Origin of the sequence: Microcoleus pseudofavosus SVA1_A4 (genome assembly GCF_036700565.1) — a bacterium.
GTDB lineage: Bacteria > Cyanobacteriota > Cyanobacteriia > Cyanobacteriales > Microcoleaceae > Microcoleus.
This window is the reverse complement of sequence record NZ_JAUBPE010000074.1, coordinates 2479-14210: the sequence shown is the minus strand read 5'-3', so window position 1 is coordinate 14210 and position 11732 is coordinate 2479. Positions and strand designations below refer to the sequence as shown.

Sequence of the window (11732 nt, the reverse complement as noted above, 5' to 3'; positions counted from 1 at the left end):
TCGTTTTGTGCGATCGACCCAACCAAATCCCGAATCAGTTATAATAGAGTTGGGAACAAAAAATTTTGTTTAGCAACCAAAATTTTTGATTTCAAAATAAAACGGTAAATCTTTTTCAATTCCGCTCGAAAATCTATCATTCATTTTTTATTAGTTTGGTCAAGTGTGCAGCAAAACAGTTCACTACTAAATCCAAACTATTATGCGTGAATCGAGTTCAGCATCTAACCAGAAATCAAGAATAGAATGACAATTGCAACGCAAAACAAACTCCAATACAATTGGGCCCACATTATTGCTTTAGGCGGAGTTCACGTCGGCGCTTTATTCGCCCTGCTTCCGAGTAACTTCAATTGGACAGCAGTTGGTTTAACTGTATTCATGCACTGGATAACAGGCGGTTTGGGAATAACTCTGGGATGGCATCGCCTGCTCACCCACCGCAGTTTTCAGACACCAAAATTCGTCGAATATTTCCTAGCTTTTTGCGGAGCTCTTGCCTGTCAAGGAGGTATAATTCATTGGGTGGGGCTACACCGTTTGCACCACACTAACTCAGACCAAAATGAGCTCGACCCTCACAATGCCCAGCAAGGTTTCTGGTGGAGTCACCTAGGTTGGATGTTTTATAAAGGCCCCGCTCACGATGAAATTCCCCGCTGCACAAAAGACATTTCGAGCGACCCATTTTACCAATTTTTGCAAAACTACTTTCTCCCCATCCAAATCGCATTTGGTGTCTTGCTCTACTTAGCAGCCGGCTGGTCTTTTGTAGTTTGGGTAATTTTTGTCCGCTTAGTTTTCGTGTATCACTGCACCTGGTTTGTAAACAGCGCCACTCACAAATTTGGCTACCGCACTTACGAAACAAAGGATAGTTCTACTAACTGTTGGTGGGTGGCTGTCCTGACTTACGGCGAAGGCTGGCACAACAACCACCATGCTTATCAATACTCTGCGCGTCACGGGATGGAAAGGTGGGAAATTGACTTCACTTGGATGACAATTCAAGTCTTGGAAGCACTCGGTTTGGCAAGTAAGGTGAAGTTACCAGCCAAGTAGCAGCAATTGGGTCCTAGACGCAGAACCTCTGTAGGGGGCGCCTCGGCGCACCTTAACGCTTCAGAAACCCGGTTTCTTTGAGAAACCGGGTTTTTTGGTGACTAATAACCAATGACGAATGACCAACGACTAATGACTAATGACTAATGACTAATGACTAATGACTAATGACTAATGACTAATGACTAATGACTAATGACTAATGAGCCCGTTTTTGTTCGCCCCGGCCGCGCAAATATTCCGCTAAAAATGCCAATCCTCCCGAACCTACTATCAACAGCACGCTCAGAGCATTAATATCAGGTTTTACCCCAGTCCGAATCCGGCTAAAAATTTCCATCGGCAGAGTTGTAGTCCCGCTACCTGCGGTAAAACTCGCAATCAAAAAATCGTCCATACTGAGGACAAAAGACAGGAGACAACCAGAAACTATTCCGGGGATTAATTGAGGTAGCAAAACCTGAATAAAAGCTTCAACAGGCGTTGCACCCAAATCCAAGGCAGCCTCTTCTAAATACGGGTTTAAATCTGCCAATCTAGTAGAAACAGCTAGAGCGATGTAAGCCAGACAAAACACAACGTGAGCGGCGACAATTGTCCACAAACTCAGAGGAATAGCCAGCGCCGCTAAAAATACCAGAGTAGCAACCGCGCTAGCAATATCTGGAATAATAATCGGCAAATAGGAAACTCCCTGATATAAGCTTTTGCCTGGAAAGCGGTAGCGGGCTAAACCCACGGCCATCAAAGTGCCGAGTACAGCCGAGATTGCAACTGCACAAACAGCCACTGTTAAGCTGTTTCTCAGAGCAATCAAAATCCGCGTATCGCTAAATAATTTAACGTACCAATCTAAGGTAAATCCTTCCCAGCCAGCGCTAAAACGCGATTTGTTAAAGCTGTAAAATGTGAGTACCAAGATGGGCAGGTACATATAAAAAAACATCAAAAGGGCAAATATTACCTGCCAAGAAATCTTAAATTTAGGTTTTAAGTACATATCGGGTTGTATTTCCTCCTGTGGATTGTCGGCAGTATTTTCCATATCTCGCTAATCGGGAATTGGTTATTGGTTATTGGTTATTGGAACAGTCAACAGTCAACAGTCAACAGTCAACAGTCAACAGTCAACTAACTTAAATTGCATTACGATCGCCATATTTGAGCAAAAGTGCAATTCCGATACTCACTGCAAAAATTAATACCATACTCAGAGCCGAACCCAGCCCCCAATTCTGAGTCGCCCCCAAAAACTGATTGTAAATTAAACGAGCCGCCGTCATGCTGGAAGCTCCGCCGAGCAACTCCGGATCGACAAAATCGCCCAAACAGCTTATAAATACTAGCAAAGAACCCGCAGCAATTCCCGGCATCGTCTGAGGTACTGTCACCTGCCAAAAAGTTTCCACCGGATTCGCGCCCAAATCCTGAGATGCTTCTAGCAACCTGCGGTCTAACTTTTCCAAAGAAGCGTAGAGAATTGTCACGATATAAGGCAAATAGCTGTAAGCCATGCCGATTAGAACGGCGGAACTTTGATTTAGCAATTCTAAAGGAGCAATGCCCAAAAGTCCCAGGAGCGAGTTGAGAACGCCCGTAGGACGCAGAATTGTAATCCACGCATACGATCGCAACAGCGAAGAAGTCCACAGCGGCAACACAAACCCTAACAAAGTTAAATTCCGCCACTTCGGCGAGACATTGAGGGCGATCCAGTAAGCGACGGGAAATCCCAGCAGCAAACACAGAATAGTCGTTCCCGTTGCGAAAAAGAGCGATCGACCCATCACCTGCAAATTCAGCGGCTCAAACACTCGCAGGTAATTGCCGATTCCCGAAGGATTCACCAAATCTCCCGGCTTAATATTCGGCACCAAACTAAGTTGAAAAATCACCAGAGTTGGTATTACTAATAATAAAATCAGGAACAAGCCAGAAGGGCCCAGCAATGCCAGCGGCCCTGTCCACGACGACCAGCGAGAAACAGTTTCAGCCTTCGATGGAGAACTGGGAGGAAGAGGAGGGGGAGCTTGAGTGGAAACAGCCATAAATAAATAGTTTTGAGTTTTGAGTTTTGATTTGTATGGGCGAGTTTCACCAACAATCTATGCGTAAAATAAACAATCTCCTAAACCCGCCCCACCCCACGGTAAATCGAAATGTAATGTAGGGGCGAGTTCACCTACAATAATCGCCTAAAATAAACAATCTCATAAACCCGCCCTCCACCCCACGGTAAATCGAAATGTACATGAAATTTATGGCAAAAATAAGATTAACCGCTGGTTAATTTAGTCCAATAGCGATCGTACACGTCTATAAATTTTCCTACCGGAGCAACACCTTCGCAATTTTTCAAAGTAGCCTCAGAAGGGAAAAGAATTTCATTTTCCCGCACTTCCGGCGTCAGCAAACTAAAAGCATCTTCCGAAGGAGTTGAGAAACTGAGCCGTTCTACTAAAGAAGCAGCGACATCCGCTTGCAGCATAAAGTTGATCCACTTATAAGCTGCTTCTGGATTGGGAGCACCTTTAGGAATTACTAAAGTGTCAGTCCACAGAGAAGAACCGCTTTTTGGCACAACATAGCGCAATTTGTCATTATCTGGAATTACCTCATTAGCATCAGAAGAATAACACATGGCTACCTTCAAATCCCCCGTCAGCATTTGCGGCCGCCAAGCATCAGTGGTAAAAGATGCGATCGCCGGTTTTAACTCCACCAACTTTTCGTAAGCTTGTTTCACTTGCTCTGGGTTCGTAGAATTGAGAGAATAGCCCAACATCCGCAACGCAGCACCCATCACTTCTCGAACATCATTGGCCAGGGTCATTCGCCTTGCTAACTCGTTTTTGTGCTGCCACAAATACTCCCAATCGCCCGGAGCTTCTTTGAGCTGTTCGCTGTTGTAAATTAAGCCTGTGGTTCCCCAACTCAAAGGTACGCTGTAGCGGTTTCCTGGGTCGTAGACGGGGTTTTGGAACTGTTTTTTGAGTCGATCGATCCCTCCCAACATCGAGTGGTCTAATTGGCTCAACAGCCCCAGTTCCGTCATCTGAATCACCATGTAGTCAGACGGGTAAATGATGCTGTAGGCTCGGCCACCGCCGGCTTGAACTCTAGCCAGCATCGCCTCATTGGAGTCAAATACGTCTGCAACGACGCGGATGCCTGTTTTTTCGGCAAAGCGATCGAGCAGGGCTGTATCGGTATAGCCTGCCCAAGTGTAGATGAAAAGTTGGTCGGCAGCACCTTTGACGGGAGGAGCAGATTGCACGTCTGCAAGTCGCCACCCGCAGCTCGAAAGAGCTAACCCGGAAATTGTCGCCGCCGAATTTTTTAGGAAGTGACGGCGTGTAGAATTAGCCCTGGAAAACCTGGAAATTGGTAGATTAGTCGGAGGCACAGTTCTATTTTGGATTTTAGATTTTAGATTTTAGATTGGGGAATTGCGGAATTGGGAATTAGGGCATTGGGCATTGGGAATTGGGCATTGGGCATTGGGAATTGGGCATTGGGCATTGGCCACACAGGTCATTGGGCATTGGGCATTGGTAATTGGGAATTCTCCCATTCTCCCCCTCTCCCATTCTCCCCCTCTCCCATTCTCCCCCTCTCCCTCATTAGGATCGATCGCCCAAAGCGAGACAATCAGTAGTCCCCCAGTAAGCGTAAATCGGCGTGTGCGGGTCTGGGAAAGAGCCGCCGGTATTTGGCTGGCGCACCGTAATTTTATCGCCCGACGACAACTCAACCACGTAATGAACGTGCGTGCCCATGTACATAGTATTTTTGAGCCGTCCTTCAAAACAGTTGACGGACACTTCCGGCTGGTAGAGATTCAAATATACTTTTTCCGGCCGGACGCTGACCACCACAGAGTCGCCGGTAACGCCACTCCACATATCCGACTGCTGAACCATTATTTTCAGGTTGGCTGATGTGCGAACTGTGAGAGTCGATCGGTCGATCGACTCCACCGTACCAGAAAACAAATTCGTATCCCCAATAAAATCCGCCACAAAAGCCGTCTGCGGGCACTCATAAATTTCTTCAGGAGAGCCAATTTGCTCGATCCTGCCCTCGTGCATCACCGCAATCCGGTCAGAAAGACTCATCGCCTCTTCTTGGTCGTGAGTCACCATCACAAAAGTCAAACCCAATTCTTGATGCAAATTCGACAGTTCCAACTGCATCTGCTTCCGCAACTTCAAATCCAGAGCACCTAGGGGCTCGTCCAGCAGCAGAACCGCCGGTCGATTTACCAGAGCTCTCGCCAAGGCCACCCGCTGCTGCTGGCCGCCCGACATTTGACCGGGAAACCTGTTGGCGAAAGATTCCATTTTCACCAATTGCAAAACTTCCCGTACCCGTTCTTCAATTTCCGCTTTCCCCAGCTTTTTAATCCGCAATCCAAAAGCGATGTTGTCCCAGACATTCATGTGTCCGAACAAAGCGTAGCTTTGAAACACGGTATTTACCGGACGGCGGTAAGCTGGAGTGTTGGTCATCGACTGGCCGCGAATCATCAATTCGCCCGCTGAGGGAGTCTCGAACCCAGCGATTAACCGCAGCGTCGTAGTCTTGCCGCAGCCGCTAGGCCCGAGGATGCTAAAAAATTCTCCTTGGCGGATGTTGAGGTCTACTCCGCGGACTGCGGTTTCGCCGTTAAATACCTTGAAGACCTTGCGGAGTTCAACGTCAAGCGCTGTATCCGCTGCTGTCGTACCTTGGTTGAGTGCTGTCTGAAACATATTCGCCCTTTCCTGGGGTTAATGCACGCTGCTTAAATACAGTTTAAGTTTAGACTTTTCTGTATTTTAGGTGAGGAATGTTGGATGTAACAGGTTTTGGGATTTGTTCTTTAAATTCTATCCCAGAGTGCACCATTGTCAGCAACAGGCAAGATGCCTGTTCCACAAGAAAATTCACTCTTCGCTTCACAGGCATCTTGCCTGTTCATAAAAGGCTTATTGAGAATGGTGCAATATCTCAGATCCATCGGTCATCTATTGATTCTCAGGACTTGGCGCGGGAGAGGGTTTTTGCGGTTTCTCTGTTTTGGGTTCTTCTGCTTTTTTCCACTCTGACAAAGGTCGCTCGACAGCATTTTTAAAGTCAAAAGGCACTAGCAGGACGGGCAAATTTTGGGCTGAATTTTGAGGGGGCGCTTCCGCCGGATTGGCTTGAGCGTACAAGAAACGGCCGCTAAAGTCTGTTTTGCCTAAAACTAGGCGGTGAGTTTCCTGGTTGTCCAGCTTTACTGTGACTGTAGCTTGCGGTTGGTCGAGACCGAATTCTGGCAGTTGAGCGGCAGTGATATTAATCGTGCGATCGCTCTTTCCTGTTGCTAGCCTGTCTAATAAAAAATCCACCGATGCCTGACTCGCGTGTGCTTGCACTGGCAATTTCATTTCCCAGCTAGACTTGCCTCCTTTTGTAGCATAAACTCGTTCAAAAGTCAAGATTTTTTCGGGAGTTTTCACTGTAAAGAATTGTACGCGATCGGACTTGAAAGCAAAAATTTTCTGTTTTTCTTCCTTAGCCGCTTCCTGTTTCGGAGACACTTGCATCTCGAACAAAGCAACCAACCCAGCCATGCTCAGCGCGACGGCTATCAATACTAATGTATTTTTCTGCAATTTCATAGTAACCGAGAATTGGGCATTGGGCATTGGGCATTGGGCATTGGGGAGTCTGTTATTAATAACAACTGACAACAGTCAACCGTCAACAGTCAACCGTCAACAGTCAACCGTCAACCGTCAACTAACTTATCTTCTCTTCCACCAGATAGCGCCGCCAATTCCCAGTCCGAGTAAAGGCCAAATTAGCCAAGCTAAAACCAGCAATCCTACTTGGACGACCGTCATGTTAATGCGGCGGTTGGTAGCTTTTTTCGGACTGATAGAAAAGCTTTGCTGGTCTGGTTTACTCAACCAACTGACCGAGTTGAGAAACACGTCGCTATTGAGTTGTTGGTCAAACCAACCGTTGGTAATAAATTGAGATGTGCCAATTACTATCATTCGCGCTGTTTTTCTAGGAGTTGAAGGCGCTGAAGGAGTTGACTTTGGACTGGGAGATGTTGTGGGAGATGCTGTGGGAGATGTTTCTGGTGTCGGTGTGGGAGATGCTGTGGGAGATGTTTCTGGTGTCGGTGTGGGAGATGTTGTGGGAGATGCTGTGGGAGTTGGCGAACTTTCTGGAGAGGTTGTGGGAGAGGCTGCGGGTGTTGGCGAAGTCGTCGGTATTGCTGGAGGCGTAGCTTCTTGGGAGACAATCACCGAGTAGCTGATTGGGGAAGCTGTCGGCGAAGTTGTCGGCGATGGCGAAGTTGTCGGCGATGGCGAAGTTGTCGGCGATGGCGAAGTTGTCGGCGAAGTTGTCGGCGATGGCGATGTTGTTGGCGAAGTTGTCGGCGATGGCGATGTTGTTGGCGAAGTTGTTGGCGATGGCGAAGTTGTCGGTGAATTTGTCGGCGAAGTTGTTGGCGATGGCGAAGTTGTCGGTGAAGTTGTCGGCGATGGCGAAGTTGTCGGTGAAGTTGTCGGCGATGGCGAAGTTGTCGGCGATGGCGAAGTTGTCGGCGATGGCGAAGTTGTCGGCGATGGCGATGTTGTCGGCGATGGCGATGTTGTTGGCGATGGCGATGTTGTTGGCGAAGTTGTCGGCGATGGCGAAGTTGTCGGCGATGGCGAAGTTGGTGAGGGTGAGGGTGAGGGATTTAACGGAGTGGTGTCAGTGGCCGATCGAACTAAAGCTACACCTAATAATAGCGGGCCTTGTCGATCGGTCTTCTGATCGAACTCCAATTTCCTCGTCGTCAAATCGCTTTCCGCCCAACTTTCTTGACTCGTCCAAATCAGAGGTTTTTCCTCTATCCCTTCTACTGGCGAAATTTCCAAAGCACGCGCAAACGGATAAAATGAAATACCGCTGCCAAAACTTTGAGTAATCGGATGTTCGCCGTAGCGCCTGACTGTGGGAACCGTGGGGCCGAGGCCAAATCTCTGACCACTTCCCGAAGCATCGATGGCCAAACGGGTGTCTAGTTTTACGCCCCATTCTTGCAGCAGTTTGTCCAATCCCGTATTAATTGCCGGGTCTACCATTAACAATAAACTGCCGCCGCGATCGAGATAAGCTTTTAGTGCTTTAATTTCTGCATCGGAAAACGGTTTTTCCAACCCAGGAACAATTAAAGCATCTGCATCTTCTGGCACTTCTTTGCGTTCGGTCAAATTCAGCGTTTGAGCGTTGTAGTATTTATCTTTCAGAGCTTTTTCAGCTTGCTGAATTCCGCCTTGACCTTCCTTTAGCGGGCGGGCTCCTTGGCCTTGCAAAAAGTAAACTGTAGCAACGCGAGTGCTCAGGATTTCTTCTAAACCATTGGTCAGTTTGATCTCTGAAAGACCTTGATTCGGGTCGCTACCAAAAGCAGTGCCGCCTTTTTGCAGAACTTGTTTTTTGTCGCCGGATTGCAGGTAAACTTCTCCGATGCTGGTAATGCTAAATTCCCGGGCTTTTCCCGGTTGGGCCAGCGGGTCTACAAACTCGAATTGGAACTTTTCGCCTCCCTCGCGTTTGTAACTTTGCAGCAATTCTTTAATTTGGGGGTTTTGGATGGGGTCAAATACCCAAACTTTGACTGTTTGTTGCAGGTTTCGCAGTATTTGTTGAGTCTGGGGGGCGAGGGTAAATTGTTGACTTTCGGTTAAGTCGATGCGGACGGGATAGCGAAAAGCTATGAAGTTAATTACTCCGAGAATCACAAAGACGGCGAGGGTAGCAATCAGGGCGTTGGTGCTGGCTTGAGTGGAACGCCGCCCCCAAAAGCTTTGTTCGTAACTTAAATATAGCAGCCAAAGTGCGATCGTCACTGCTCCGGCAATAACTAAACCGACTGTCAGTGGTTCCCATACTCCCGATACAAGCGCTGCTGTTACCCCCGCTGCGATGAGGAGGGGGCCCAGCCAAAAAATGTATTTCCAATTTGTTTTGCTAATTTTCATAGGGTAAATATTGGGGTACCAAATTCCGGTTCGAGGATGTTATTCTATATCGCATTAGCCTGCAACCATGCTGTTAAATCTGACTGCTGGTTGAAATCCAGCACGGCATCTCCTAATTCTTCTAATTCCTGTACGCCTAATTGACGGATGCAGTTTTCTGTTTCCGCTTGTATTGTGCCTAAGCGCCGCACAAGTTGACGCAAAATTAACGATAGTTGAGCGGTTTTTGTCACCTGTTCTCTTGCTACATCTATGGCAATCTGCTGGTCTTGAATCCAGAGTTCTTGGTTCTGCAATTCCTTTAATTCTTGCTTAGTGAAGTTGTCCTCGTTGGCAATTATCAAAGCTTTCTGAATTTCGGGAACTGCACTCAGTGCTTCTGGTAATGTCTCCAGAGTGCTGGTGTTTTTAAGAAAGTAAATCCATTTGTCCGTTGGTGTTTCTAATTCTTCTAATCCTTTGCTAAATTTTGGCAGTTCGACAAATACTAATTCTATTTCAGTATCTGGACAATCAAACTGTTGCTCTTTTTCTTTGAAAACAAATCGCGACAGAAATTCTGGCTGATTGTCAAACATTTCAAAGTCGGCAATTTTCAATGAAGTTACTGTTTTTAGTCTTTCGTAGCGTTCTTCTCCTGTTAATTGCAGGCTGTAGCTTTTGGCAGCGTTGTACAAAACTCTGTTCCCAAAGAAAGGCACGTTTATCAGTTGGATTTCCACGAGGGCGATTCTGCCGCCGTTAATTGTGGCTTTGACATCTAGGTGTGTGTCTTGGACTCCGAAAGTTTGATTTCCTGGTTGGGAGTCGATTATTTCTAAGTCTTCGATCACCGGCTGTGCTTCATAAAGGATGGCGTTTAAAAAATTAATCAGGATGTCTTTGGTATCGCTGGAACCGAATATTTTTTTGAACGCAAAGTCGATTTTTGGATTGATAAATCTCATTTTTTTAGGCAATTAGTGGAATAACTAACATTAATTGGTAATTGGTAATTGGTAATTGGGAATTGGGAATTGGTAATTGGGCAAGTCTCCCATTCTCCCTCTCTCCCTTCGCTGTTTAAGAACGCTGATAGCGCAAGGCGTCGATGGATTGGGCGGTGAGAAATACTCCTAAAATGATGTAACTGGCAAACATAATTAAACTGCTGGTATCGAAAACTCCCTTGACAAGATTGGTGTAATGTGTTAGCAGCGAAAGTTGTCCTAATGCTGCTCCGAATGGCCCACCGATACCGACGGCGGCTGCATCGATCACCCACAGAAATAATACTAGAGCGAAGGTGAGGATGGCGGATAAAATTGTGCTGTCGGTGAGGGAGGAAATAAACATTCCGAGGGATAATACTCCGGCTGCTAGTAAGATTAAGCCGCCGTGTCCTAGCAGGAGGACGCCTGGGGGTACGGGTGGGGTTGAGGAACTGAGGGCGATCGCCTCGCAGAAGAGCAGGGGCAGCAACATTGTGGTATAAAATGTTAAAACGCCGAGGAGTTTGCCGGTAGCAACTGCCCAGTTTGTTAAGGGCGATGTGGCTAAAAGTTCTAAGGTGCCGCGCTTGCGTTCTTCTGCGTAAAGTCCCATTGAAAGTGCGGGTAATACGAACAGTGAAAGGGAACCCATTATTCGCAGGAAGAGTTGCAGGAATTCGTAGGCCACGTCGATGGGAGGTTCGGTAATTCCTGCTTGGTCTCGCTGGGCGATTTGGGGAATTAACCCGTCGGGGGCGAGGAGAATGGCGATTAAAAAGTAGCCGGTGATCAGCCAAAAGACTGCGGCGATGGCATATGCTAATGGCGAGGCAAAATAGCTTTGCAGTTCTTTGCGGTAAATTGCGACAATATTACTAATCATTGCTAACCTTGGGAATGGGGAAGGGGGAATGGGTAATTGGTAATTGGTTCATTCTGAGTCGCCTGCGGGTGGTGTTTCGCTGTCGCTATCCTCTTGCTTTTTTTCTATTTTTCGCTTTTTGGTAACAGGTGGCTGTTGTGGTTGAGAATCGCTACTCGGTTGTTGCTTTTTTTTAAGTGGCCGATTTTTTACAACAGGTTCCGATTTAGGTTGAGAAGGTTGGCTCGACTCTGGTGTTTCTGAAACTTCGAGATTTTCGACAACCGGTTCTGGTTGAGAAGGTTGGCTCGACTCTGGTGTTTCAACAATCAGCAGATGTTCGACAACCGGTTCTGGTTGAGAAAGTTCGATCGACTCTTCGGTTTCTACAACGATCGGATTTTCGACAACTGGTTCTGGTTGAGAAAGTTCGATCGACTCTTCGGTTTCTACAACGATCGGATTTTCGACCACTAATTCTGGTTGAGAAAGTTCGATCGACTCTTCGGTTTCTACAACGATCGGATTTTCGACAACTGGTTCTGGTTCTGGTTCATGATGCTCGATCGACTCTTGTATTTCTACAATTTCCAGAAAATCTGCAACCGATTGCAGTTCAGGTTCTAAATCGCTTATAGCCTCTGGTGTTTCTCCAAGTGGTTCAGATGTTGGTGGAGAAAGCTCGATCGACTCTACTGTTTCTGCAACTTCTAGATTTTCGACAACTAATTCTGGTTGAGAAAGTTCGATCGACTCTTCGGTTTCTACAACGATCGGATTTTCGACAACTGGTTCTGACTGAAAATTCTCGATCGACTCTAC

Annotated in this window: 9 protein-coding genes and 1 pseudogene; 1 reads left to right on the top strand and 9 read right to left on the bottom strand. The window is 46.9% G+C overall.

The window, feature by feature from the left end:
- The first annotated feature begins 246 nt into the window (after nt 1-246).
- Complete coding sequence (locus QUA02_RS25870) at nt 247-1062, top strand: acyl-CoA desaturase (RefSeq protein WP_333031985.1); 816 nt, start codon at nt 247-249, stop codon at nt 1060-1062.
- 199 nt (nt 1063-1261) lie between these two features.
- Here QUA02_RS25870 and QUA02_RS25865 read toward each other — a convergent pair whose 3' ends face one another.
- The 9 genes and pseudogenes from QUA02_RS25865 to QUA02_RS25825 all read right to left on the bottom strand — a co-directional run.
- Nucleotides 1262-2107, bottom strand: a complete 846-nt coding sequence (locus QUA02_RS25865) for an ABC transporter permease (RefSeq protein WP_333031984.1) — start codon at nt 2105-2107, stop codon at nt 1262-1264.
- Between the two features lie 91 nt (nt 2108-2198).
- Nucleotides 2199-3110 (bottom strand): ABC transporter permease, encoded by a 912-nt coding sequence (locus QUA02_RS25860; RefSeq protein ID WP_333031981.1) that lies wholly within the window; start codon nt 3108-3110, stop codon nt 2199-2201.
- 227 nt (nt 3111-3337) lie between these two features.
- Nucleotides 3338-4468, bottom strand: coding sequence for an ABC transporter substrate-binding protein (locus tag QUA02_RS25855; protein ID WP_333031980.1), 1131 nt, complete (start codon nt 4466-4468; stop codon nt 3338-3340).
- A gap of 217 nt (nt 4469-4685) precedes the next feature.
- The gene (locus QUA02_RS25850; RefSeq protein ID WP_333031979.1) at nt 4686-5816 is read right to left on the bottom strand and encodes an ABC transporter ATP-binding protein; all 1131 of its coding nucleotides are present in this window, start codon (nt 5814-5816) and stop codon (nt 4686-4688) included.
- 255 nt (nt 5817-6071) lie between these two features.
- The gene (locus tag QUA02_RS25845) at nt 6072-6737 is read right to left on the bottom strand and encodes a DUF4340 domain-containing protein (RefSeq protein ID WP_333031978.1); all 666 of its coding nucleotides are present in this window, start codon (nt 6735-6737) and stop codon (nt 6072-6074) included.
- A 99-nt stretch (nt 6738-6836) separates the two neighbouring features.
- The gene (locus QUA02_RS25840) at nt 6837-9077 is read right to left on the bottom strand and encodes a GldG family protein (RefSeq protein WP_333031977.1); all 2241 of its coding nucleotides are present in this window, start codon (nt 9075-9077) and stop codon (nt 6837-6839) included.
- Between the two features lie 44 nt (nt 9078-9121).
- Entirely contained in the window at nt 9122-10024 is a 903-nt protein-coding gene (locus QUA02_RS25835; RefSeq protein WP_333031975.1) for an Rpn family recombination-promoting nuclease/putative transposase, read from the bottom strand.
- A 115-nt stretch (nt 10025-10139) separates the two neighbouring features.
- Nucleotides 10140-10931, bottom strand: coding sequence for an ABC transporter permease (locus tag QUA02_RS25830; RefSeq protein WP_333031973.1), 792 nt, complete (start codon nt 10929-10931; stop codon nt 10140-10142).
- A gap of 48 nt (nt 10932-10979) precedes the next feature.
- Nucleotides 10980-11732: pseudogene (locus QUA02_RS25825) on the bottom strand (ATP-binding cassette domain-containing protein); the annotation flags it as partial.

Bases quoted from the DNA above. Each gene is read 5' to 3' on its own strand.
- QUA02_RS25870 (WP_333031985.1), top strand. From the start codon at position 247: ATGACAATTGCAACGCAAAACAAACTCCAATACAATTGGGCCCACATT.
- QUA02_RS25865 (WP_333031984.1), bottom strand. From the start codon at position 2,107: ATGGAAAATACTGCCGACAATCCACAGGAGGAAATACAACCCGATATG.
- QUA02_RS25860 (WP_333031981.1), bottom strand. From the start codon at position 3,110: ATGGCTGTTTCCACTCAAGCTCCCCCTCCTCTTCCTCCCAGTTCTCCA.
- QUA02_RS25850 (WP_333031979.1), bottom strand. From the start codon at position 5,816: ATGTTTCAGACAGCACTCAACCAAGGTACGACAGCAGCGGATACAGCG.
- QUA02_RS25845 (WP_333031978.1), bottom strand. From the start codon at position 6,737: ATGCCCAATGCCCAATTCTCGGTTACTATGAAATTGCAGAAAAATACA.
- QUA02_RS25840 (WP_333031977.1), bottom strand. From the start codon at position 9,077: ATGAAAATTAGCAAAACAAATTGGAAATACATTTTTTGGCTGGGCCCC.
- QUA02_RS25835 (WP_333031975.1), bottom strand. From the start codon at position 10,024: ATGAGATTTATCAATCCAAAAATCGACTTTGCGTTCAAAAAAATATTC.
- QUA02_RS25830 (WP_333031973.1), bottom strand. From the start codon at position 10,931: ATGATTAGTAATATTGTCGCAATTTACCGCAAAGAACTGCAAAGCTAT.